The 24,475-nt window shown below is 45.1% G+C and carries 22 protein-coding genes, 1 other RNA gene and 1 pseudogene; 14 read left to right on the forward strand and 10 right to left on the reverse strand.

Annotated features, from left to right (window positions below; translation table 11 throughout):
• Positions 1-2,292 precede the first annotated feature (2,292 nt).
• Positions 2,293-2,826: a phage integrase N-terminal SAM-like domain-containing protein gene (locus CYPRO_RS02860; RefSeq protein ID WP_114983191.1), complete on the reverse strand. Its 534-nt coding sequence runs from the start codon at positions 2,824-2,826 to the stop codon at positions 2,293-2,295.
• 209 nt (positions 2,827-3,035) lie between these two features.
• Here CYPRO_RS02860 and CYPRO_RS02865 point away from each other — a divergent pair, with 209 nt between their 5' ends.
• Together CYPRO_RS02865 and CYPRO_RS02870 are read left to right on the forward strand one after the other, a co-directional pair.
• Complete coding sequence (locus CYPRO_RS02865) at positions 3,036-3,572, forward strand: hypothetical protein (RefSeq protein ID WP_114983192.1); 537 nt, start codon at positions 3,036-3,038, stop codon at positions 3,570-3,572.
• A 45-nt stretch (positions 3,573-3,617) separates the two neighbouring features.
• On the forward strand, positions 3,618-4,148 hold the full coding sequence (locus CYPRO_RS02870; protein ID WP_114983193.1) for a tyrosine-type recombinase/integrase: 531 nt from the start codon (positions 3,618-3,620) through the stop codon (positions 4,146-4,148).
• A 65-nt stretch (positions 4,149-4,213) separates the two neighbouring features.
• On the opposite strand, the gene CYPRO_RS02875 is transcribed toward CYPRO_RS02870, so the two are convergent.
• Both CYPRO_RS02875 and CYPRO_RS02880 read right to left on the reverse strand, forming a co-directional pair.
• Positions 4,214-5,110 (reverse strand): IS982 family transposase, encoded by an 897-nt coding sequence (locus tag CYPRO_RS02875; protein ID WP_114983194.1) that lies wholly within the window; start codon positions 5,108-5,110, stop codon positions 4,214-4,216.
• Between the two features lie 341 nt (positions 5,111-5,451).
• Entirely contained in the window at positions 5,452-6,810 is a 1,359-nt protein-coding gene (locus CYPRO_RS02880; protein ID WP_114983195.1) for an IS1380 family transposase, read from the reverse strand.
• Positions 6,811-6,892: 82 nt separating this feature from the next.
• Here CYPRO_RS02880 and CYPRO_RS02885 point away from each other — a divergent pair, with 82 nt between their 5' ends.
• The 7 genes and pseudogenes from CYPRO_RS02885 to CYPRO_RS02915 all read left to right on the forward strand — a co-directional run bounded on the left by CYPRO_RS02885 (position 6,893) and on the right by CYPRO_RS02915 (position 12,827).
• A complete protein-coding gene (locus CYPRO_RS02885; protein ID WP_114983196.1) occupies positions 6,893-7,228 on the forward strand; it encodes a tyrosine-type recombinase/integrase in 336 nt (111 codons plus the stop codon).
• 543 nt (positions 7,229-7,771) lie between these two features.
• Positions 7,772-8,101 carry a helix-turn-helix domain-containing protein gene (locus tag CYPRO_RS02890; protein WP_164682483.1) on the forward strand — a complete coding sequence of 110 codons (330 nt, stop codon included), beginning with the start codon at positions 7,772-7,774 and terminating at the stop codon, positions 8,099-8,101.
• A pseudogene (locus tag CYPRO_RS02895) lies at positions 8,098-8,871 on the forward strand (DNA cytosine methyltransferase); the annotation flags it as partial. The gene CYPRO_RS02890 and the pseudogene CYPRO_RS02895, both read left to right, overlap by 4 nt.
• Before the next feature lie 17 nt (positions 8,872-8,888).
• The gene (locus CYPRO_RS02900; RefSeq protein ID WP_114983198.1) at positions 8,889-9,122 is read left to right on the forward strand and encodes a hypothetical protein; all 234 of its coding nucleotides are present in this window, start codon (positions 8,889-8,891) and stop codon (positions 9,120-9,122) included.
• A complete protein-coding gene (locus CYPRO_RS02905) occupies positions 9,119-9,625 on the forward strand; it encodes a hypothetical protein (protein WP_114983199.1) in 507 nt (168 codons plus the stop codon). The genes CYPRO_RS02900 and CYPRO_RS02905 overlap by 4 nt, the downstream gene beginning before the upstream one ends.
• Before the next feature lie 94 nt (positions 9,626-9,719).
• Positions 9,720-10,664, forward strand: a complete 945-nt coding sequence (locus CYPRO_RS02910; RefSeq protein WP_270049211.1) for a HaeIII family restriction endonuclease — start codon at positions 9,720-9,722, stop codon at positions 10,662-10,664.
• Positions 10,665-11,351: 687 nt separating this feature from the next.
• Positions 11,352-12,827 carry a hypothetical protein gene (locus tag CYPRO_RS02915; protein WP_114983201.1) on the forward strand — a complete coding sequence of 492 codons (1,476 nt, stop codon included), beginning with the start codon at positions 11,352-11,354 and terminating at the stop codon, positions 12,825-12,827.
• Positions 12,828-13,450: 623 nt separating this feature from the next.
• Here the strand turns inward: CYPRO_RS02915 and CYPRO_RS16970 are convergent.
• From CYPRO_RS16970 to CYPRO_RS02925, 3 genes are read right to left on the reverse strand one after another with little or no spacing between them, the layout of a single operon-like run.
• Complete coding sequence (locus CYPRO_RS16970; RefSeq protein WP_114983202.1) at positions 13,451-13,600, reverse strand: type II toxin-antitoxin system RelE/ParE family toxin; 150 nt, start codon at positions 13,598-13,600, stop codon at positions 13,451-13,453.
• Complete coding sequence (locus tag CYPRO_RS16505) at positions 13,540-13,722, reverse strand: hypothetical protein (RefSeq protein WP_164682388.1); 183 nt, start codon at positions 13,720-13,722, stop codon at positions 13,540-13,542. The genes CYPRO_RS16970 and CYPRO_RS16505 overlap by 61 nt, the downstream gene beginning before the upstream one ends.
• Before the next feature lie 22 nt (positions 13,723-13,744).
• Entirely contained in the window at positions 13,745-14,005 is a 261-nt protein-coding gene (locus CYPRO_RS02925) for a type II toxin-antitoxin system Phd/YefM family antitoxin (RefSeq protein ID WP_114983203.1), read from the reverse strand.
• Positions 14,006-14,472: 467 nt separating this feature from the next.
• Here CYPRO_RS02925 and CYPRO_RS02930 point away from each other — a divergent pair, with 467 nt between their 5' ends.
• The gene (locus CYPRO_RS02930) at positions 14,473-15,354 is read left to right on the forward strand and encodes a carbon-nitrogen hydrolase family protein (RefSeq protein ID WP_114983204.1); all 882 of its coding nucleotides are present in this window, start codon (positions 14,473-14,475) and stop codon (positions 15,352-15,354) included.
• A gap of 6 nt (positions 15,355-15,360) precedes the next feature.
• On the opposite strand, the gene CYPRO_RS02935 is transcribed toward CYPRO_RS02930, so the two are convergent.
• The 4 genes from CYPRO_RS02935 to CYPRO_RS02950 form a co-directional block, all read right to left on the reverse strand.
• Entirely contained in the window at positions 15,361-15,765 is a 405-nt protein-coding gene (locus CYPRO_RS02935) for a response regulator (RefSeq protein WP_114983205.1), read from the reverse strand.
• A gap of 119 nt (positions 15,766-15,884) precedes the next feature.
• An RNA gene (gene rnpB, locus CYPRO_RS02940) (RNase P RNA component class A) lies at positions 15,885-16,249 on the reverse strand.
• Between the two features lie 107 nt (positions 16,250-16,356).
• Positions 16,357-17,088 carry a zinc ribbon domain-containing protein gene (locus CYPRO_RS02945; RefSeq protein WP_114983206.1) on the reverse strand — a complete coding sequence of 244 codons (732 nt, stop codon included), beginning with the start codon at positions 17,086-17,088 and terminating at the stop codon, positions 16,357-16,359.
• Between the two features lie 8 nt (positions 17,089-17,096).
• On the reverse strand, positions 17,097-18,152 hold the full coding sequence (locus CYPRO_RS02950) for a Nif3-like dinuclear metal center hexameric protein (RefSeq protein ID WP_114983207.1): 1,056 nt from the start codon (positions 18,150-18,152) through the stop codon (positions 17,097-17,099).
• 379 nt (positions 18,153-18,531) lie between these two features.
• On the opposite strand from CYPRO_RS02950, the gene CYPRO_RS02955 reads away from it, so the two are divergent.
• The 4 genes from CYPRO_RS02955 to CYPRO_RS02965 all read left to right on the forward strand — a co-directional run bounded on the left by CYPRO_RS02955 (position 18,532) and on the right by CYPRO_RS02965 (position 24,426).
• Positions 18,532-19,239 (forward strand): YggS family pyridoxal phosphate-dependent enzyme, encoded by a 708-nt coding sequence (locus CYPRO_RS02955; protein WP_114983208.1) that lies wholly within the window; start codon positions 18,532-18,534, stop codon positions 19,237-19,239.
• Between the two features lie 187 nt (positions 19,240-19,426).
• The gene (locus CYPRO_RS02960; RefSeq protein WP_114983209.1) at positions 19,427-21,562 is read left to right on the forward strand and encodes an ATP-binding protein; all 2,136 of its coding nucleotides are present in this window, start codon (positions 19,427-19,429) and stop codon (positions 21,560-21,562) included.
• A gap of 38 nt (positions 21,563-21,600) precedes the next feature.
• The gene (locus tag CYPRO_RS16510; RefSeq protein ID WP_164682486.1) at positions 21,601-21,750 is read left to right on the forward strand and encodes a hypothetical protein; all 150 of its coding nucleotides are present in this window, start codon (positions 21,601-21,603) and stop codon (positions 21,748-21,750) included.
• A gap of 9 nt (positions 21,751-21,759) precedes the next feature.
• On the forward strand, positions 21,760-24,426 hold the full coding sequence (locus CYPRO_RS02965; protein WP_114983210.1) for a M14 family zinc carboxypeptidase: 2,667 nt from the start codon (positions 21,760-21,762) through the stop codon (positions 24,424-24,426).
• The last annotated feature ends 49 nt before the right edge of the window (positions 24,427-24,475 follow it).

Consider the following 24,475-nt stretch of genomic DNA (forward strand, 5'->3'; position numbering starts at 1 on the left):
ACGCACAATCCGGGAACCAACTTTTCGGGCGTATTTCCGGCCTGGGAGATCCCTCACATGATGCCGTTAACCATTCCTTGCTTGGTCAGCTTTCCGGGCGCTGATTGGGCTCCTACCCAACAAGAAGCGTTCGGGATGACATGTGGGCGGGGGAAGAAGTGTTAGGTTGGAAGATTGTTAGATTGGGATGATGCCGGAATGATGATCTTGATTTCACAACCATCTAAACCAATGTGTCTTCTCGAACAGCGGGTAAAAGCCATGAGCCTTATCGAAGCCTGCATTGGTGGATTTACCCGGAAGCGATTCGAAGCCTCCTGTGAGAGATCTCCTTGGTTCGACCTAAGCAGGCGCTCCGAATTAACGCACACTCCGGGAACCAACTTTCCATGCGTATTCCGGCTTGGGAGATCCCTCACATGAGGCCGTTAACCATTCCTTGCTTGGTCAGCTTTCCGGGCGCTGATTGGGCTCCTACCCAACAAGAAGCGTTCGGGATGACATGTGGGCGGGGGGAGGTTGGAGATTGTGAGGTTGAAATGATGCCGGAATGATCATCTTGATTCCACCACCATCTAAACCAACACGTCATCTCGAACAGCGGGAAACACCAAGGAGCCCTATCGAAGCATCAAAAGCCGGATCAATCCGGAAGCGATTCGAAGCCTCATGTGAGAGATCCCCTTGGTTCGACCTAAGCAGGCGCTCCGAATTAACGCACAATCCGAGAACCAACTTTCCATGCGTATTCCGGCTTGGGAGATCCCTCACATGAGGCCGTTAACCATTCCTTGCTCGGTCAGCTTACCGGGCTTTGATTTAGCTCCTACCCAACAAGAAGCGTTCGGGATGACATGTGGGCGGGGGAAGAAGTGTTAGGTTGGAAGATTGTTAGATTGGGATGATGCCGGAATGATGATCTTGATTTCCCAACCATCTAAACCAACACGTCATCTCGAACAGCGGGAAAAAGCAAGGAGCCTTATCGAAGCCTGCATTGGTGGATTTACCCGGAAGCGATTCGAAGCCTCCTGTGAGAGATCCCCTTGGTTCGACCTGAGCAGGCGCTCCGAATTAACGCACAATCCGGGTTTCGGCTTCCGGGCGTATTTCCGGCTTGGGAGATCCCTCACATGAGGCCGTTAACTATTCCTTGCTTGGTCAGCTTACCGGGCGCTGATTGGGCTCCTCCCCAATGAGAAGCGTTCGGGATGACATGTGGGCGGGGGGGGGTAATGTTAGCTCCATTTTCGCCCATCAAAATCCGCGCAAGTCCGCCCAATCCCAATAATCCGCGTTCCATGATCGCGCATGCGGGCTCGGGACGGTCACGACGCGTAGGGCTGCAGGATTGAACCGCAGACCGCAGATAGAACCCCTCAGGGCGAACAAGCCGAAACGTTCGCCTTGTGTTTGCGTGCTAAGGCGTGCAGCGTTAACAGTCCGGGCAACGGGAGTACTGAGCAACCGAAGCTCTACCCGAACATGACCCGACCCTCAGAGAGGGCCGTGAGGTACCAAATTCGCCCTATTTCCGTAGCTCCATCGGCAAAACGCCCTGCCCGGAACAGGTCAATTGTAAAATGTGCAAAACACACACAGCCCTGATACAACCCAAACACAGCCCAAACACAGCGAAAACCTTGTAAAAGGGGAATCCCTCAACCGGCGTTAACGGCTCAAAAGCGGAGGTTTAAAACCGCATTACCGCAGCAAGATTTACATAAATAAGGAAATTAACATCACGCAGGCACCCCAAACGACATCGATTCACAGTGCTTCAAAACCTTAAAACCCCTTCGCAAATGAGCAGTCCTTATGTGGAGATATTGCATTAAAGCAGATGTATAAAGCAGTGCTACATGTGAAAACGGAGTGTCTGTTCTAAGCCTGCAAACCGATAGAGTTTTGATCTTTCGGGTATGTTCCAACAAATAGTACCGCAATAATCAGGGGTTACCCTTTATAACTCTTCGGGGTTAAGGGATACGACTACGAAGACTCGCAATTTTAAGTGTAAAAGTAGCGCCAGCCAATTAAAAAGAAAAGTATGAGCGAAATAACCCTTATCTAAAAACCCGCATCAAACACATAAAAACCGCGATTTTATAAGCGTAAAGTAAAAACATAACCCATACATCGCTTATAGAAAAAAAAATTAATTATTTTATTTGACAAGAATATTCAATTAAAATAGCTTCATATTAGATCAATTATTTGGAAAACTCAATTATTGAATCAATTAAAATTAGGCGCCGGTTCTGTGACTGATGGTAGCGAAGCTGTGCCAAGTTAGCGTAAATCATCAGGATTATTAACAGCATGACTCTTCTCTTTCCCCTTACTGCTATGAATGCGGATCTGTCCATGCTCAAAATCCAGATCACAGATCCGAAGGCGGATGAGTTCTGAAACACGCAAGCCTGCTCCGTACATCAGCTTGAGATGCAGCTGCACATTGGTATCGGCAGATGTGATAATTTTGCTTATTTCATCCTTAGAGAGCACAACCGGCAGGCGTTTTGGTTTTTTAGACCAATTCAGCCCCTCAACATAAAAGTCGGGCTTATCCAGCAGCTTCTTGTATAAGAACAAAAGCGCGCTCAGCGCCTGATTCTGAATAGAAGGTGCACAGTTGCGGTTGTTGACCAAATGATTAAGATAGACCCTAATATGTTCATGGTTCAGTTCAGCGGGATGTTTTTTGTGATGAAACAGAATATAATCCCTTACCCAATACACATAAGTCTTTTCAGTGCTGTAGGCATACCCCAGGGTTCTGATTTCGTTTCTGAGCTGCGTAAGTAGTTTAGGTTTCCATGACATAGGTTTAACCTGAAGGATTGGAAAGGTTGAAGTCGTATAAGTATTTCCCTATACGACTCCGAAAAAGCCAAAACCTTACAAGTCATTAAGTACCATTATTGGTACTTAATGCCTACCCGTGCGTCGCATAAGTAGCTATTTCTTTACTTATACGACTTGGGGGAGTATATTGTCAGTCGCTCAATAAGTAGTTAGGCGCTTTCTCAAACATGCATCAAATCTCAGAAATATATAATCATGAAGCTCTATCTCGTATAACAAATCGAGAAGCTATCTTTTTAGACACCAATATGTGGAACAAAATATCTCGAGAAGAAAATGATCTATTCAAAAGTATAAAACTACACTTAAAACAATTGTTTGAATGTGGTAAAATATTTTGCCCACTTTCAAAGGATACTTTCCGGGAGCTTCTTAAGCAGAATTATGAATCTGCAAAACCAGTGTCTGAGTTTATGGATTCAATTAGCTTTAGTTTATGTTTTAGATCTCCGAATGAAATATTTGATATAGAAATAGAACTATTAATTGCTGGAGTTATAGATGGCCAAAATTATCAATTAAATCACACTCATATTTACTTACAAATATCTGGATTTATTTCATCAAAGTTTCAATTGAAATATAATCACGATCCAAGAAATACAGAGTTAGATAGAAAAATTAGGGAGTTTTCAAGCAGTACTATTCCCAAAGCAAATCAAGCGGACGCGTTTGCGGTTTGTTGCTTACATTCAATTACTTAGCCGCGCCGCTTATTTGCTAGGACGTTGTAAGGCAGAAAGTAAATCATGAACAAATTCAAAGACTTTATGATCAGAAGAAGATACAGCCCTCGAACGATCGAGGTGTACATAAGTCTTGTTGGTTCATACTTATCGGTTTTAAAAAGCAGAAACCCGGATGATTTAACCGATGAAGATATTGGGCGGTATATAACCAAGTTCTATGTGAAGGTCGGGCATTCAAGATCCTATCAAAACCAGGTCGTAAATGCCTTAAAGCTGTTTTACAGAGTGGAATTCAATAGAGAAATTGGAGTGGACGTATCTCTAAGGCCCAAAAGGGAGCACAAGTTACCTAATGTACTTTCACAAAGAGAAGTTCAGGCGATATTGAGTTATTTCACGAATTCTAAACACAAGTCGATTTTCTATTTGATTTATTCCGGCGGGCTGCGGATTAGTGAAGTTACATCACTTAAGCTCACAGATATTGACTCAACGCGGGGTGTAATACGAATAAGAGCATCTAAAGGGGCAAAAGACAGAGAAGTTCCGCTATCGCAAAAAGCGTTGGAACAATTAAGATTGTACTCCTAAATCCGTGAGCAATTTTCTTTGCCTGATATTCTCCGGTCAATATTACCAATAACCTGAGTTCGATTTTAAATCATGCTTAATTGGTTAGTATGAACGGATTCATACTTTATGGCGGGCTTTTTGGGAAAGAAGGAATAGGCAGCTAATCCCGACAGCAGGTTAGACAAAAAGTTAGCGAAAGAGCGATGACGGGAATGTTCAATTTGACACATGTTTTTGAGTTCATCATTTATGGTCTCAATAACAGATCTCTTTCGCAACAGGATTTTGTCATTAAGACTCATCAGGCAATTTTTCATATTCTTGCGTATTTGGGTAATCAGATGAATGCCGTCATCAAACAAAATCCTGGACAGTGCCGCTGAGATATAGCCTTTATCTGCATACATTTTTCCTGTAAAAGCTTTGATAAAGTTAGGATTTTTAAGGGGATCACGGTCGTCCATATTTCCCGGACTAATCAGGAAGTTGAGCAATTCTCCCTTATCATTGACAGCCAGATGAAGTTTAAATCCGAAGAAAAATCCTATTGAAGATTTACCCAACTGGCCAATGCCCTTGAAGACTTTATGGTTGGATATACGCTTGTTTTTGCACACACGCAGCGGAGTGGAATCTATGAATGAGATACCGGTGCACTTTCCCATACAGCACTCTTTGACAAATAATGCCAGCGGCAAATTGGCACCAGCCATAAGCTCAACGAAGCGATTATATGAAACGGTCTTGGGGAAAAGATGACACATGTGTACCTTGACATATTGAGTATAGAAGCACTTGATGGTGCGATATCCACTGTGATGAAACAGAATCATAATTGTGATCACCTCGCTGGTAGACAGATTTGGCTTTCGCTTGGGGGTATTTCCAAGCATATGCTTGGCCATTGAGCGATGAAAGCCGATGCAGAAGTTGTCAACCAGGCAGTATATTTCGGTAATTTTATTGTCGGATAATGTCATGACTTATTTTGCTATGTTGTTGTTATTGGTAGACTTAATATAGCAATTTGTTGTGACTTATCCGACATATAAATTGTGCTTTTTCAACAATTTGTCGATCAACTTTAGCCTAATTATTAATCGAACTCAGGTCAATAGCTGTTAGAAATCTGGATCATTTAGCTTGCTGTAGCTCACCAAAGTCGTTCATTACGATCAATTCAATCCCCGTAAGACCTCTTCGAGCACCGTTTTTGCTCTTGTTTTGGCGCTACAATGCATACCAATGCCTCAATGCCTGCATGGGCTTTGTTTCACTTGCTGTTTTGCCGTCTGTTTTCTATCCCAAGCTGTATGCTGTGCTACCCGCGAGGTAAAAGTTTGAGCGCCATGACAGGCGCCGCCCAGCCGTGACCCTCAAAAATGCGGATGATGGTTTTGCGTGCATGTTGAACCAGCCGTCCCGCCATATACATCAGGTTCTGGATGACGGTGCGCAGCCGAAGCCGTTTGCTCCTGGCTTTTCGCCCCGGCACCAGACCTGTTTTTAGCATGCCTTGCCCCGCCAGTCGCAATAAATTAAAGGCTATCATGCTCATATCCAGCACGTGCTGGTTGACCCTGAATTTACCCGAGGGGAGTCGCTCTACATCCATATCTGTCTTGAGTTCACTGTGGTACTGCTCGCTGGTACCCCGCTGCTTGTAGAACTCATGTATCTGCTCCGGGGTCCAGTCCAGGCTCGTCCAATACGCATCGACGGTGATCATAGCCGGAAACATATACTGCCCGTCCGTGCGGGCAAACCGCTTGGTAACCCGGAACACAATCCGGCAAGTCTTCGGATCATCAGGGGTGTCACTATGTCCGGGAATCTGTACTTGCTTTTGTCCGTACCATGCCCGTGCGCCTATATCTACGTACTCGCCATCGGCTCCGCCGTTTTGCTTCACAGCCAGATCCAGCCACTCCTGCGGATCCTGATTGCGTAGGTTGCACTTCACAACAAAATCAGTATCCTTCTGGCGCATAAATAACCTGACATTGACGCCACTATCGTTGCCCGAGTCGGTCACCACAAGCCGCTTGTGGCTGGTCATACGCTCAGCCATATCCATGGTCTGCTTGAACCACGCATCGGTGCCGGGTGTGTTGCTGTGCGCCGAGCCGTTGCGCAGCTCGTTGTTTATCATCAAACCATACGGACCGATGTAGCCAAGCATGGGCGCATAGCCTTCAAACTGTTTGTATGTCCAGTCTACGCCTTCTTTGTGGCTGTTGGAGTTATCCATGGGTGAGACATCACAGTGAATCACCGCCCAGGTCTGCCCGTGCAGATCTTCGGTCAGCAGGTGCGGATGAGCTGCCAGCAGGCGGGTGTTGAACTCACGAAAGACATTATTCAATGACTCCGGGCATTGCTCAAGACGCTGGCGCAGGGTTTCCGGTGAGGGGGTCTTTTTTATTCCCAAGGCAGTGGCAAATACGGGATCGGCACGATATTCAGCTATAGCGTCAAACTGAGGTTTACCGACCGACAACAGCCCAATCATGGCCTTAATGGTATCAAGGGTGGAAATATAATTCTTGTTGCGGGGCAGCGAACAAAGGCCATTGATGTCATTGGCCAGCACGGGATCATCAAGGGCCTGACCAATAAAAGCCAGACCTGCATGAGAGGTAATTGGTGTAGAGGTAAGCTCAAATTGTATTTTTGACATGCTCAAACGATTATATGAGGGTTCACCAGTTGGGTGAAAATACGCAGAATCGCTAAAGCTAGTAATACAAACGTTTTAGGCTATGAATGGGCCGGATTGCTCACGGATTAAGGTGTACTATAAAGAATATAAGCCATCAGAATATCTGTTCGAAGGTCAATTTGGTGGTCAGTACTCAACCCGAAGCATACAAACCCTTTTCAAAAAGGCACTTCAAGCATGTGGGATAAAGAAAAAAGCAACGGTGCATACCTTGAGGCATTCGTATGCGACACACCTTCTTGAAAATGGTACGGACCTGCGTATCATTCAGGAATTACTTGGTCATAAGAGTAGTAAAACAACGGAACTTTATACCCATGTGAGCCAACAAACAAAGCAAAGAATACCTAACCCTCTTGATCAACTGGAACTTTAAATAATGCGCAATAAATGTTCGCATATCACCCTATATTGGCATGTAAAGCGCATGTTTATTGCGTGTATAAACGAGTTAGGCACAATATTAATCTGTACTTTTAACATACCTATTCGGCAAACCATTTTTTCTATCAGATTCACCTTCTTTGTACTTCTTGTATTCATCTGAACCCTTTTTCACAAACCTCGACATTGGTTTACCTTCATAACCTCTCAAATATTGTATTGCAACTCTCTGTAACATAATCTAAAATACTGTGCCTAACAAGTGTTTTGCGTCAGGCGGGGTTGACCGCTCCGAATGAACATTTGTGCTATGTTGAAGTTTCGTTTTCATATCATCGTTTGTGCTAAAAATCCCGCCCGAACGCAAAGCACTCGGACGTTACCACACATACTAAAAAGCTGACCCGCAAACAGCACATTTGGTTTTTCCGACACACAAGCCAACGCTGAAAAAACCAAAAGAGCCATTTTTTTCCATCGCTCGACTTTGACATTAAGAAAATTGTTTTAAATTTGTCAAAAAATGACAAGTCTTATGAAAACCACATTTGGGGAGTATATCCGACTTTTAAGGACTGAAAAAGGGTTGACTTTAACTCAACTTGCTGCCAAACTCAATTTGGATTCGGCAAATTTGAGTAAAATCGAAAACAATAAAAGAGATTTTGATGAAAAACGACTTTCTAAACTTTCAAAAATATTTGGGATAAGCTTGAAAGAAGTTCGTGAAGAATTTTTGACAGACCAACTCGGGAAAAAGATTTACGAAACGAATTGCACCAAAGAACTCTTAAAAGTGGCCGAAGAAAAGGCTGAATATCGCAGAACAATTAATAAAAACCTTCAAACCGAAAAAGCAATATGAATATAGTATCATTTTTTGCAGGAGCAGGCGGCCTTGATTTAGGGTTCCAAAAAGCAGGTTTTGATGTCATTTGGGCAAACGAATATGACAAAGAAATTTGGGAAACTTATGAAAAAAATCACCCGCACACATTTCTAGACAAGAGAAGTATTGTAGATATTCCAGCAGACGAAGTTCCTGAATGTGATGGAATTATTGGTGGTCCACCCTGCCAAAGTTGGAGTGAAGCAGGTTCAATGCGTGGAATAAATGATAAACGTGGTCAATTATTCTATGATTTTATCAGAATATTAGAAGCTAAACAGCCTAAATTTTTCCTTGCAGAAAATGTAAGCGGAATGCTTTTGGACAGACACAGTGAAGCACTTAAAAACATAAAAGAATTATTTAAAAATGCAGGAGTTGGCTATGAATTATCTTTTCAAATGCTTAACGCCTCAGATTTTGATGTACCTCAAGATAGAAAGCGAGTTTTTTTTGTTGGTATCCGTAAAGACTTGAATTTTAATTTTCAGTTTCCAAACCCATTAGATAAAAAAATAACGCTTCAACAAGCAATTTTCGATTTAAAAGAAAGTGTTGTTCCAGCAAAAGAAGGAAATAAAACGAATAAGGAAAATTGCAAAATTGCTAATCACGAATATATGATTGGTGGGTTTTCGTCAATGTTTATGTCTAGAAATAGAGTTAGGTCTTGGGACGAACAATCATTTACAATTCAAGCAGGTGGAAGACACGCACCGATTCATCCGCAAGCACCTAAAATGAAATTTAATATAGCAGCATAATGGAAATGATAAAATTTGAAGGAAAAGAATATCCAACATTACTATTAAATTTCCCTTTTGGGGAAAGACAAATTAGTACCGAAAAATTGAATGATAATTTGATGAATGTTGATGGGAGTTATGTTTCTGAAAACGCAAGATTAATTGACGAAAGTATATTTTATTTTGTGGATGAAGAAAATTTGAAACTTGATGAAGCTGAACTTACTCAACTAATTTTATCAGAAATATGATTCAATATCAGTTTTTCCCGCGTTCTCAAGGAATTACGCCTGAAATAAGAAAAGTAATTGATTGCTTTACACAAGTAAGTGATAAAATTGACTCTGATACAAAGAACCTAAAGAGTAATGAAGTTCTTCAACATTTATATCAACCACTTTCTGAAATTGGTTATGCGGTAGAAACAAGTAAAGCTAAAGATGATAAAATTGATGTGCCTGTACTTTTTGGATTAGATAATAGAATTGATAAAAGTTATAATGCTGATGCATTAAGCCAAGATGGAAAAATAGTTATTGAAGTTGAAGCAGGTAGAGCTACTGAAAACAATCAGTATATGAAAGATATTTTCCAGGCTTGTATGATGTTTGAAGTTGAATATTTAGTTGTAGCAGTAAGAAATACGTATCGTGGACATAAGGATTTTGAAATTGTATTTACCTTTTTAGAAACTCTATATATTTCAAGTCGATTGCACTTGCCATTGAAAGGTATATTATTAGTAGGGTACTAATGCGTGAGGGATAGAAGTGGAAAGCCCACAGCGAGGAACGAGCGAGGACTTGTAACGGATAGCCCGACCCTTAGGGGCACGCCCAACTCAAACAATAAATGGGAAAGCGTTTGAATATGCTTTACTTTTTGAATTTTATGAACGTTTAAAGACAATAACAAGTGTTTCAATTGCTGAAAATGAACCATTTCAAAATGCAAAAGGCTGTTTTGATAGTTTTATTGAAGATGAACAAGACACTTTTAGAATTACGGCAAGTGCGGCTATAAATTTCTTAATTGATATTGAGCCAAGATTGTCAAATGGTATTAGTAAAGAAGATATTTTAGTTCTTGAAATCGTGAGTGACCAGGCAGGACAAACAGGAGATGTTCGTGATGTACTTATAATTCGTTCTTTACAAAAATGGGAAATTGGAATTTCCGCCAAAAACAATCATAGAGCTGTAAAACATTCAAGATTATCGTTAAACATTGACTTTGGAGAGAAATGGTTAGGAGTTCCTTGCTCACAAAATTATTTTGATGAAATCAAGCCGATTTTTGATATGTTGGGGAATCTTAAAGCTTCAGACAAATCAACAAAATGGACTTCGATTGAGAATATGCATCAAGTCGTTTACATTCCAATTTTAAACGCTTTTCGAAAAGAACTCTTACGGCTTGACAAAGAAAACCCCAATATTGTTGCCGAGAACCTTGTTCAATATTTAATAGGAAATGAAGATTTTTACAAGGTAATCAAAGGAAATAAAAAAGTAGAAATTCAAGCCTACAATTTAAGCGGAACTTTGAATTTACAATTTGAGAACGTAAAGCCTAAAGCTAGAATACCTAAATTGAAATTACCATCAAGACTAATCGAAATAGTTTACCAAGACAATTCGACAACGACTTTATTGGTTTCGTTAAATGAAGGTTGGCAAATCTCGTTTAGAATTCATAATGCAAGTTCAAGAGTAGAACCGTCATTGAAATTTGATATAAATCTTGTAAGTGCACCTCATACATTATTCACAAATCACATTTTTATAGCATAATGCCAACGTAAAAAGCCATAAACATTGGCAAGTCGCACCAGCCGACACACAAGCCAAAACTTGCCAAAGAGTATGGCTTAGCCAACGCTGACAAACCTGAGCGAATAAGAAGTACGTGTGGTAACAGCGTGTATGTGGCAATAGCGGGTGAAGTGGTAAATCGAAGGTCTGTGCATTTAAGAAAATTTGTGCTAAACGGAAAGGAAATTGCTTCTAATCCGCTACTGCACATACACGCCAAACGTTAATCATAATCCAAGACCCGCTCTATAGCAAGCGTTTCGTGCTGACCGGTTCAGGCTATTTGATGAACATCAACGTTGGTCGCCCCGCCGCACAATCGCCAAGCCGTTATAAGGCAGAAGAAAGTTCGTGCTGGGTTCGCGAATATTTAAGAGAAAGATTCTGTCAGTCCTTTAGTACTTTACACAACACGCGTAAATCATTAATCGTATTAGTCAATACAACGTAGGTAGAGAAATTAAAACACCAAAAAGCGGTGATGTTAATGGAAACTGAATTCAACTGGTTGTATTTTTATTCTTTTCTGGTGTTCTGTGCTAATCGCATGGTTACTTGGCAGAAACGTACCCTCAGCACGAGATTATGAAGGGTGTAGTGAGTTATGGTCTGATGACTATTTCTGTGATTAGGATTGAATAAGCCAAGTGATGTTATGGAAAAAAAATGAGCGATGAATTAGCAATTCCCGGAACACGGATATTAAATGGTTTTTTCGGAACAGGCGAAGTTGCCGGCTTATCTGAAAACAAAGTATATATTCAATTTGACATTAAACGGAAGGCTACATTCACAGATCTAAGAATTGCTTTCAGAAAGGAGTTCGCATTTACAGATGTTGAACAAAAGCTGGCAGAAAGTCAATACACAGAGGTTCCGCTCGAAATCACAGACGATCGTAACATCCATAAACTATGGGAATATATAGACGATAACTCAGGTATAAGCAATAATTCAACTGGTAATTCTGAAAGCTTCATCAAAAACGAATTGGATTGGATATGCAACCTGCGAAGCACTAAGCCCATTTTACATCCGTGGCGTTATAGAAAATCAGACCAGTTGTTATGTGAACTCGTAAACAGAACCGTTTATTATTATAGTTCACACTATAAAATTGCGTTAAGAACTGAATATTCCTATGCAGATAAAAAGTTCAGGTTGAGACGTATAACTCCGGGTTTGGGCAAGGAATTGGAAGGGTTCTGTATTATGGGGACACCTTTGTACGGAATATCAAATAGCAGCAAGTCAGATGGTTTTTGGGTGATTAAGCATCATGGCGCCCCAATCACTGTTTTCGATCCCTTTTTTTCATATTCAAAATATATCTTAAAGCCCAACAAACCATTTCAATTTAAAATACTGGCCATAGCATTTGGCTGTTCCTATTCAGATTCCTCAAGTTTGATTGAGACGTACCTGGAAAAAGAGAACCACGAAATAAACACGTATTCTTTTTTGGGGAAGGTGAATGAGGTCAAAAACTATACGAGCAGTAATATTGCAGAAAAACGATATTGCCATTCATTTTTAGAAATCAAAAACACAGGATTTGGGGCACAACATTTTATAGAAATAATGTTACCTGTCTTTTTTGATAAAAGGTGTCCACGAGAAGGGGATTGGGTGAAAGGAAAATTATTCTTTGTTGGATTTCCTTCTCAAGCTGTTGATTGGTATGATGGTTGTGTAGTGTTACCACGACAGTTCAATAAATTTCCCAAGTATAAACTTTGGAGAGGTTATTGCAAAAGCCTTGCACAGCAAGCTGTATCTATGTGTGATCATCTGGCAGAGCTTTGTTACCAAAACGACATAAAGGGATGTCGCATCAATATTTTGGAAAAGTATTATACCCCGGATCACTTCAATTATTCTCACAATGACAGGAACTTAAGTATTATTCAATATTTATTTCGTTCGCTAATCAATAATTTAAAAAATGAACCATTAGAATTAGAACTTGCGGAGGTTGTGCTAAAGTTTGATTTCAAAAATCACAATAGAGAAACTTCCTGTGTAGCTATTGCAACTGCTTTAATTAAAGATGTTAATGGGAAGGAAATTACATCAACCCACAAGCATGATTTGATATTGAAAGAACACCCTGAAACTAAAAATGTAAGAGACAAATTTTAATTTCAATATATTTATGACTTGCCAAAAGAGTAAATAGCCATCATTGAAAACCTTTAATCAAAAAATAGGTCACTTGAAATATTATTATGTCATCTCAAAACTTACTCTTAAAAAGCGTCCCCCGGGGCGCTTTTTTTTTGCCCAAAAATCCCCCAACCCGCATCAAAAAAAATCGGGTCAAGTACATTTCTTGGGGAGAACTCGATAATCAAGCAAAAAGTTTTTTGAGTTGGGTTCGCAAAAACCTTTAGATTCCCATTCATCGGGGGCATAACCAGGGGGAAGCTGATTCTTCTCCACCAGATAGGTGTGTAATGTTGAAGCGATAGCGCTACCCTCTATCCGGGCCTGCTCAAAACGCTCAATTTCAAACCGGTCCAGCAAACCAGCCGGTTAAAACAAGTGCATCAATTCTTTTTCCATACCCACAAAATAACACGAAATCAGATCCGCTCCCCAAGTATTTAACTTGATCCATTTAAAGTAGGTTTAACGATCTGCGATAGCATCATTCAGCTACTCGTATTTTGAGTGGTCTTTAAACATTTTACCGATGCCTGCACACAGCTAACAGATAGCTTTGCGAACGAGCAGCTAACCAAGGCCTCAAAAGATCAGCGCACCTAATTATCTTTATTCGGATCATCCGGCAGCTGTTGCCGAACGTGCCAAATCGTGAGCATATCAATCTGAAGGGGCTTTATTTCATAAACTAACCGATAATTTCCGTGTATGATTTCTCTGATTTCAGGTCTTCGGAACTCGGGTACCATTCTGCCCGATTGTGGTGCGCAGCCAATTGCTGGCAAAGTTCAAAGGCACCCTGTGCCCATTTTACGGCGGCCTGAATATCATCCGCTGCAATGTAGTCGGTGCACGCTTCAACCCGATCCAAAAACCGTTCGGTAAAATTAGCTTCACTTTTTCAGGTGATTTTCAATACGTGCTTTGGCTTCGTCCATGGTGTATGTTATCCCTTGTTCGACCTGTTGTTTTGCTTCGAGCAGGTCCTCAAGCAGCGCCAGCTTTTTTGAGATGCGCTCAAATTCGCCTATGTCCATCAGCACCGCTGCCCCCTTGCCATGTTGCGTAAGTATGATCGGCTGTTTGTCTTTCTTCAGGCGTTTGATGAAATCAGCGGATTTCTTCCGAAACTCAGAAACCGGTTCAATATCCATTGCAGTACATTTAAAATATTTTTTGTGTACTGGAAAGGAACTAAACAAGGCTCGCACACACAACTGAAGACGGTCTGCTGCAGCACATCCTAACTTTGCAAGCGAATGAACCCGATTTCAGGCCGTTTGGCTCATTCAGCCGTCTTTCTTTTTTGGGGGAACCCCTTGCACATCACTGGGTTTCATGCTTGTGAAAAATCCCAAACCGGCGGTGCACCCCGTGCTTTTTGAGGTTAGCGCTCCCTGTCAAAGTCTCGCAGCGGGGCTTTCAGAAGTACTGCTGAACTATGGGAGATTCGGTTTGTGAACAGGAAACATGAAATAAGCTACGACTTTTGGTAATGTACTCTGAGCCATTACAAAATCCCACAAAAAAACCGCCCGTTTTTTTGAAGTCGGTTTCGTCCATGCTACCTTCCTTTAAATCCATCCACCTCACCATTCCATAAATCAATCCCACCAATACCATGAAAATCGCAGCCCTCCAAATGAACAGCCAACCTGATCTCGAACACAATCTGCGGCAGGCTTTTGAGCTGGTTGAATCTGCGGCGGGGGAGGGGTGTTCGCTGATTGGGCTGCCGGAGAATTTTGCCTGGCTGAGTGATGAGCGTTTGATGACGGATCAGGTGCGGGAGGTGAGCGCGGCTGTTTTGGAGCAGGTGCCGCAGTGGGCAAAACATTTTGGAGTTTATGTGCTGGCTGGCGGTTATCCGGTGCCGGCAGGTGGAGACTCGGGTAAGGTGTTTAACCGTGCGCAGCTTTTTGGTCCGGAAGGTCAGGTTCTGGCGACCTATGACAAGATGCACCTGTTTGACGTGATCGTTTCCGAAGAGGAGAAGTATCTGGAGTCGGGCTACGTGCAGGCGGGCGAAGCGGTGCCGGTTACAGCCCGGATTTTCGACCGGTTTGGGAAGTCATCCCCCGAAACCAAAAACAAAGCCAAAATCCAACAGGCACAAAAAAAGCCCGAAAGTTTGACCCTCGGGCTTTCCATTTGTTACGATCTGCGCTTTCCGGAGTTGTACCGGGCACTGACGCAGGCCGGGGCAGAACTGCTGTGTGTGCCCTCGGCTTTCACCCAAAAAACGGGGGAAGCGCACTGGCATACGCTGCTTCGGGCAAGGGCGATCGAAAATACGGCCTATGTGATAGCGCCGGCGCAGACCGGACTTCACGGTAAAAAAAGACAAACGTACGGTCATGCCCTGATTACCGATCCGTGGGGGCGTGTCATTGCCGAGGCGGCTGATGGCGCGAAAACCGCCGTCATAGCCGAAGTCGAGCCGCAGCTTCTTGCCGAAATCAGATCAAAGCTGCCCTGCCTTACGCACCGTCGGCTGACCTAAAGTAAGTTATGCCGAAAGGAGTGGCTTGATGGCTTCGTGTTCGCTGAGTTTAGCGACCTGCTCTTTCACAACCGGTTTCGTGAAGTAATCTATCACCATGGGGTAGCTTTCGGCCCGCTCGCGGTCCGGATTATCTACCGATGAGGTAATCATCACCACATAGAGCTTTGATTTCAGGTTTGCGGCGAGGTAGCCGTCCATAAATCCCCAGCCGTCCATAACGGGCATGTTGATATCAAGGAGGGCAAGGTAGGCGATGTCGTCTGCGTCGTTTTCGATAATGTGATCAAGCGCCAGCTTTCCGTTCAGGAATTTCTTGGCGTCATTATGAAGTCCGGCCCTTGATACAAGGGTTTTGTGCAGCATAAGGGTGATTTGATCGTCATCAATGACTAAAACTTCAAATCTCATAGGCTAAGTTTTCTGTACTGTTAGGTGATGAAACGCTCTGAGGCCGGAGGTGGAGGTCAGCTCGTGCATAATATAGATAAAGTAAGGCTGCGCAGCTTTATGGTTTTTGTTGAAGAGAAAAATTGAGACTGCCTGTAAGCCGAATTCTGTGCCCTTATGGAATAAGGGTGGTAATCATTTATCTGGGATGCCGGTCACCCGGCACCTCAAGCGGCCTACCCGGCAGCATAGCAACCGGTGGTGCATACTGCCTGCTTGGCCTTGCACCCCGTGAGGTTTACCCTGCCGCTTTAGTCGCCTAAAGCGCGGTGGGCTCTTACCCCACCATTTCACCCTTACCCCGGCAAGCCGGGGCGGTATATTTTCTGTGGCACTGTCTGTATCCGCCATGAGGCGGACCCTTCCTGTTAGGAAGCACGGAACCGGTAGGTGTTCGGACTTTCCTCCTTCTGAACAAGCAAAAGGCGATTACCCGGCAGCCTCAATAAACAGCAAAAAATAAAGAACGCTAATGTTTTCAGGATGGCTTCAGCAAAGCGAGCAGTTGCGCAATAAATGTGCTGTAGCTCGTGAGCGTTTCAAGATAAGGACTTAAACGCCTATCTTTTTCGCATTTTCGAAGAACTCAGGATCTACGACGATACGTCCGCTGTTTTCATCGATGACGATCTTGTCTTTGCGGCGAACTTCCATCTGAACCTGTGGCGGCATCATCATACCCATGCATGCGCCGTTGACCATCGGGCTTACAGCTACCCCGTTTTTAAGTCCCTTGCGGAGCCGGTTGTAGCTGCGCAGGTACCTTTGGTTGAGCGTGCTTTCAGCTTCGTCACGACGCTCCAATAATTCTTTTTCTTCCTCCTGCGTGCGGGTGATCACATCCTTGAGATTTTTTTTCATCTCTTCGAGCTCGGCTTCTTTTTCCTTGAGCTGTGCCTTGCTCACTTCAAGCTCTTCCTCTATTTCTTTGGAAAGGATTTCAATTTCCGCAATTCTGGATGTTGCATTTTCAATCAGCTGCTGCTGCGCCTCCATTTCCTTGGTCAGGGCGTCGTACTCACGGTTGTTGCGTACGGTTGACTGCTGCGTCTCGTATTTTTCGATGAGTGCGTGTGCGTCGTCTTTTTCGAGCTCAAGTTTACCATGCTCAAGCTTGAAGTCTTTGAGCTGTGCCGTATTTTTTTTGATCCGTGATTCAATACGGGCGATATCGGTCTCGTGATCTGCAATGTCTTCGGGCAGATCGCCGCGCATGCGTTTCAGTTCATCAAGTTTTGAGTCAATATACTGAAGGTTAACCAGTTGTTGTATAATGTCGCGCATAAGGTAACTTAGAGGGTTGTATGGGGATTTACTGAAACTGTGTTGCCTGATTTGGCAGGCCATCCCTGCATGGGGTTGGTGCAAACGCTTGTGCTGATGACCTGCACGTCCGGAAAAGCGGAAGCGAGTTTTTGCTGCATAGCGGCAATAATGGGGGCCTCGGTTTCATAATGACCGGCGTCAATCAGGAGGAAACCTTTGGGTACAAAAAAGTCGTGGTACTTGATGTCGGCGGTTATAAAGGCCTGTGCGCCGGATTGCTGTGCCTTGCGAATCAGAAAACTGCCGGAGCCGCCGCATACGGCAACTTTTTTTATGGCATCGGCCTCGCCTGAAAACCGGAGTCCGCTGCTGCCCAGCTTAGCTGCTACGTGATCTAAAAATGCCTGCTGCGTCATGGGCGACGTTGTTTTGCCGAGGGCACCGAAGCCGTACAGGGGGGAAGAGGATTCAAGCGCCACAATATCAAAAGAATGCGGGGCGCCGTCGAGGATTTGAAGCAGCCGGCTGCGTAATTCATTCAGCACATATACATCAGCGTTGAAGCGGGCTACGCTGATATTCATTTCCTCTTCAGACCAGCCGCAGTCCAGATCGACATTGCGGATAGCGGCTGATACCTCCGGTTTCAGCGCGGCGGGGAAACGGAAGATGACGCGTTTCATCGTCTTGTAGCTGTCGTCGAGCATGCTGATGTCCGTTAGCTCCAGGGTTTGGGCGAGCGCAAAGGAAACGCCGTCACGGGCTGCGTCGAGGTTGGTATGCGCAGCAATCACGCTGATGTTGTTCCGAATCAGGCTGTGGATAAGTGCGCCGGTTTCATCCGTCGTGACAACCCGTTTCAGTTTCGGGAAAATAAGGGGATGATGGGCGCAGATAAGCTGACAATTCCGGGCAGCAGCTTCATCAATCACGTCTGCCGTTACATCGAGGCAGCATAAAATTCCGGTTACGGGCTGATTGGGATTTCCGATGAGCAGGCCGGTATTGTCGTAGTCCTGTTTGGTAGCATTTGGGGCCCAGTGCTCGAAAAAATCGGAAATATGTCGGGTCAGCACGTTCATCAGGGCGATAGTCGCTTTCCGGTTTGATCCGCTGCTAATAAAGCGGATAGGGTGAGCGGCTGACTTTGAGAAGCAATTTTCAATCGTGCTGCGGTAATCATGCAGGTTTCAAAGAAAATGAGAATGTAATGCAGATTTGAAAAATACGACGAATTTGAGTTTAGTCCAATCTTTATATTGGTTATGTCCTTAGCCCGCATTATTCACGATGAAAAGGATTTGATTACCCGAGTGATAGTTTAAATTTAGCTTAGCCTTGCCAGCAAGAAAATTTCTTGGTGAATAATGCGGGTTAGCCCAATAAACGCAATCTGAATGTTTGCTAAACACGGGCCGTTTTAGAGTACCTATCCCAACTCCACCAATTTAAAGATCAATCATGGCATACGAATATATTGACCGGAACCTCCAATCGCTGAAAACGCGCATCGAAGCTGCCTGTGCTGCATGCGGTCGTAATCCTGAGGATGTGAGGTTAATTGCGGTAAGCAAAACCAACCCCGTTGAAGCGGTTCGTGCCATGCGTGCGCTCAAACAGCTTGATTTTGGAGAGAATAAGGTTCAGGAACTTGTGCCCAAAATGGAAGCGCTTGAAGCAGACAAAGATATTGTATGGCACATGATCGGCACGCTTCAGTCAAATAAAATCAAATATATAGCCGATCGCGTGGACTGGATTCACTCTGTGCCCAAGCTGAAAGCGCTTAAAGAAATAAACAAGCGTGCCGGTCAGGCAGGGCGCATCATCAATGTGCTGATTCAGGTGAACATCAGCGATGAAAACCAGAAATCGGGCTGTGAGCCTGATGATTTGCCTGCACTGCTTGAGGTGGCTGACAGCATGGCCAATCTCAAAGTGCGCGGTTTAATGGGGATGGCGTCATTCACAGACGATGAGGCAATTGTGAGGCCGCAGTTTCGCTTGTTACGGGTATTGCTCGTGCAGGAGCAAAAAAAGGGGTATCAAAACCATGTGTTAACAGAGCTTTCTATGGGGATGACAAACGACCTCGAAATTGCCGTACAGGAAGGTGCAACCATGCTCCGTATCGGTACTGCACTCTTTGGTGCACGGGATTATGATTAAAATTCACAGTTAGTTGCGGGAAACTCAAACAGGAAGTGCCGGCATATGAGCGATGTAGAAAAAAGAACCTGTCTCAAATAATTAATTATAATTAAATTGGGTGTAGCAAAAAAGCTCACCTCCAAAGCTTTCCTTACCATATTTGCTTCCTAATAATTATAAAATATTAATATTGGTCTTGGCTTTCATGGCCGGAGTTCTGATCACTTCGGGTTGTAGCGAAACCGGGTCTTCTCAAACCGATATCCCAGCATCAAATCAGGATTCCGAGGCAAAGGGTACCGATGAACTGTTGGAGACCTATATCCGGAATATCGTGCTCAGGAAGGTAGATGAAAATGAGCCCGTTATTGCAGAAATGACCGCCCTGACAGAAAGCGCACCTACGCCCTACAATGAGCTCCTGCTCGATTACATGAGATTGCAGTCCAAATTCCTTAGAGGCGAAATAGCAGCTGTTGAGCGCGAAGTATCAGCTCTGGCAGAAGCAGCGGCCGTCTCTGGCAATGATGTGCTGTATTTAGCTACTGTGTCTTTGTTCGTTAATGTACTGTCAGAACAGGGACGAATGGGATCTGCCAGAGATGTATTGGAGGAAACCCTTACTAAAATTACACCCGTAGAATTCTCGTCAGCAGATATCCTGGTACGAAGAGCCAAAGCGCGCCTGTATCAGGGGGAAAGTGAGTATCTGAGTGCTATACAAACCATCATGCCGATTGTAGATTATTTCGAAGGTCAGAATGAATACAGTATCCTGGCTGATCTGTATGGCGATCTTGCGCTGATATTTACCAATATCAGGCAGCTTGATGAGGCGCTGAGCTGGCATGAGCGTGCTTTGAGGTTATTTTATGCGAATGAAGACCGTGTTGGTATTGCACGCACGATGAATAACCTTGCCAGCTTTTTTGAACTTACCGGTGAGTTTGAGCGCAGCGCTGACTCCCTGCAGGTTGCCATTGCCATAAACAGAGAAAAAGAAAGCTGGCTCAATCTCGCGCGCAATTATTATAATGCAGCGATGGCATACAAAGATATGAAAGATTTTGAACGGGCTGCCGAACACTACCGGCTCGGGCTCGAGATGAGTGAACGCGTAGGTTCCGTGCTGGGAGTAATGTTTAATACCTATGGCGTTGGTGAAATGATTTTAAATAAAAGCGGAGATATTGAACAAGCCCGGCAGCAGTTTATAAGCGCCCTTGAAATCGCAGAAGAAGTTGAACACAACGGTATCCGAACTAACAGTCTTCGTCAGCTGTATGAAATTGAAAAGAGCATAGGAAACTATCAGGCTGCACTTGAATACCATGAGCAGTTTCTGGAAATGACCATACTTTTTCAGGAACGGGCAAGGGATACCGCAATTCAGGATTTGATGATTCAGCATGATGTAGAACAAACCCGCAATGAAAACCTGTTGCTTAGCGAGCGACTGGTTTTTGAGGAAACAACAAGCAGAAACAGGCTTACGATTATTGTGTTGCTTGTGATAGGGCTTGTAACCGCAATCCTGTTTGTGGTTTATGCACTTGCTACCAAAAAGCGGCTTCAGAAAGCTTTTGTCGATATTAAAAATCAGCGTGCAATGCTTCAGGTGCAAAATGAGCAGCTCGAAAAAATAGGGCAGGAGCGGGACGGCTTTTTGCATATCATTGTACATGATTTGAAAAATCCGCTGTCGGTCATTAAAAGCTCTGTGGAATTAATTAAAGAAGATCTGCAGGATAACCCTCTGGTATCATTGGTTGAACGCTCACTTTTACGTACGGATCTGCTGATTAAGAGTCTCTTAAATGTGTTTAGGATGGATCAGCTCGATGTTATGAATCAGCTGGAGCGTCAGCAAAGTGATCAGGTTATCAAAAGAATGCGAAATGAATATACCCTGGTAGCAAAATCCAAAAACATAACCCTGCATTGTCGCTGCGATTCTTTTTCATTTAACACGCACCTGGAATCATTCCAGGGTATTGTAGGAAATCTCATTTCAAATGCGATAAAATACGCTCCGCCAAATACGGAGGTTTGGGTAGATATGAGCAGGGAGGAAGATCATTTCAGGCTGAGCATAGAAGATCAGGGACCGGGCTTTAGCAGCCATGATATGGACAAGATTTTTAAACCGTTTGCCAAACTTTCAGCCAAGTCAACGGCAGGGGAAAGCAGTACTGGTATTGGTTTGTATTCCGTTAAAACATCTGTCAGCCGCCTAAAGGGCGAAATTTTCGTTGAGAAGTCACGGTGGGGTGGGGCCGCATTCAGGTTGAAGTTCCCTTTCCTGCCCTTGGCAGAACCCGAGGCAGAAATAGTTGACTGAATCCTTTTGGTTCGCTGCTAACAGGGTGCACGCGAAATATGAAGCTGAAAAAAGTTGATTCAATCCTATTATTTAAAAGCGTTTTTCAAAAGCTTGTAGTAGTATCAGCTATCGCTGGAACCGATGTCGTTGGTTCATCATTACCAATGGCTGTTCGCTTCCATAAAACTGCACATCCACTCAACTAAATCTGACCTATGAGTCCTCACCTACGGTTATACCCGGCGCTTGTACCGCTGTTTTTCCTGCTCTTTGTTTGTTTACCTGATGTTGCCCGTGCCCAATCCGGCGTACAGACCTTTGCCCGCGAATTCGCTGAACATAGCGAGTCGCCGCTGTCTTTTTTTCTGCCGGATGATGTCACCTATAAGTCCGACATCCCCACTCCGCACGAAGTACTTGGGTTTAATATAGGGGAATGGCACCTGCGCCACGATCTGATGGTCCGCTACATGGAAGCCCTGGCGCAGGCCTCTGACCGCATCACCATCGATTTCTATGGGCGCAGTCATGAGCTTCGTCCGCTGGTTTTGCTCACCATCACCCATCCGGACAATCATGGTCGTATTGAAGAAATCCGGCAGCAGCATATTCAGCTGGCCGATCCGGATGTTTCGGAAAACCTCGATATTTCGGCCATGCCGGCAGTTGTCTGGCTGGGCTACAGCGTGCACGGTAACGAGCATTCCGGTGTAAATGCCGCCGTGCTTGCTGCCTACTATTACGCCGCCGCGCAGGGGCAAGCCGTCGAAAGCCTGCTGCGCGAATCCGTGATTCTGCTTGATCCGAGCTTCAATCCCGACGGGCAGGATCGCTTTGTGAGCTGGGTGAACTCGCACCGCAACCTGAACCGCCTCACCGCTGACCCGGTCAACCGCGAGTTCAACGAGCCCTGGCCGCGCTCCCGCACCAATCACTACTGGTTCGATCTCAACCGTGACTGGATGCCCCTTCAGCACCCCGAAAGCCGGTACCGCCTCGAACAGTTTCATCACTGGAAGCCCAACGTGCTCACGGATCACCACGAGATGGGTACCAACGCCACCTACTTCTTTCAGCCTGGCGTGCCTTCCCGCAACAATCCGCTTACCCCCGAGCGCAACTACGAGCTGACCTTCAAGCTCGCGGAGTTTCATGCCGAATACCTCGATCAGATTGCGCAGCTCTATTACACCCGCGAAACTTTCGACGATTTTTATGTCGGTAAAGGCTCGACCTATCCCGACTTCTTCGGTACCATTGGTATCCTCTTCGAGCAGGCAAGCTCGCGCGGGCACATTCAGGAGAGTCAGCACGGCCTGCTTTCTTTCCCCGAAACCATCCTGAATCAGTTTCTGACCTCGCTCTCGACCGTTGCCGGTACGCATGCGCTTCGGGAGGAATTTCACGCGTTCAAGCGCGATCACTACAAAACGGCCCTCGAAGAAGCCGCCCGCGATGAGGTCAAAGCGTGGGTGTTTGGCGCCCCGCACGATCCTGCGCGCATCTATCATTTACAGGATATTCTGCTGCGGCATCAGCTGGATTTCTACACCCTGGACCGGGATGTGACGGCATCCGGAGAAACCTTCCGGGCCGGACGCGATTTCATCATCCCTACAGCGCAGCCCAACTACCGCATGGTGCGCAGCCTCTTTGAGACTCGCACAAGCTTCACGGACAGCCTGTTTTATGACGTTTCTACCTGGTCGCTGCCTCACGCCTTCGACCTGCACCATGCCACGCTCAACAACCGGGCGTTCAACCGGAATTTGCTCGGGGAGCAGGTTCGGGCTGATAACATCCGTTTCCCCGAAGGCCGGCTTCACGGCGGACAGGCGCGGGTAGCTTACATCATGGAGTGGGACGGCTACTATGCGCCCCGTGCTATCAATGATCTGCTGCGACGCGGCGTGCGGGCCAAGGTTGCCAACCGTGAATTTACCCTGCCCACCGATGCCGGCGACCGCGTTTTCATGCGCGGCTCGGTGATGATTCCGGTCGGCATTCAGGATGCCTGCAGCCCGGATGAGCTCTACGCCATGGTTCAGGAGGCCGCCCGCAGCAGCGCCGTTGATTTCTTTGCCGTGAATACCGGCCTTGCCCGAACCGGCATTGATCTGGGCTCGCCGAGCTTCAGCAGCCTGCGCACCCCGGAAGTCTTGCTGGTTATTGGTGATGGCGTGAATGTAAGTGAAGCCGGCGAAACCTGGTTTCAGCTCGATCAGCGGTACAATGTGCCGGTTACCATGGTTGAAACGGACCGATTCGCGCGGCTGGACCTGAGCCGGTACAACACCATTGTGCTGCCAAACGGGAATTACAACCGAATCTCAGCATCAGGCAGGGAAAACCTGCGTCGCTGGACAGAAAGCGGAGGCGTGCTGATTGCATACAAAAATGCGGTTAATTGGCTGGTTCAGCACGAACTTGCAACGGCTTCTTTTGAAAGGGTCAGCGAAGCGGATCAACACGATGTCATGCTGCCTTACCAAGACGCCTCGCAGCTACGCGGGGCACAGGTCATAGGCGGCAGTATTTTCAGCGCCCGCGCGGACCTGACCCATCCGCTGCTGTACGGCTACCGCAATCCTGAACTTAGCGTGTTCAGAAACAGTACGCTGTTTCTTGCAGCGCCTGAAAACCCGCATGCTGCTCCGCTGCGATACACTCCAAACCCGCTGGTGAGCGGCTATATCTCGCCTCAGAACCTCGAAGTGCTGCCCGGTACGGCCTCGCTTATGGTGTCAGGCAGGGGGCAGGGGCGCGTCATCCTTTTTGCTGACAATCCTAATTTTAGGGCGTTTTGGTTTGGAACCAACAAACTGTTTGCTAACAGCCTGTTTTTCGGGCATACCATCAGCGGCCTGACTGTAGAGCGTTAAGGGTCTTGGACCTTGAAATAAGCTAAAAGCATTAAAAAACGGGCTCCGG

Source organism: Cyclonatronum proteinivorum (assembly GCF_003353065.1).
Classification (GTDB): Bacteria; Bacteroidota; Rhodothermia; order Balneolales; family Cyclonatronaceae; genus Cyclonatronum; species Cyclonatronum proteinivorum.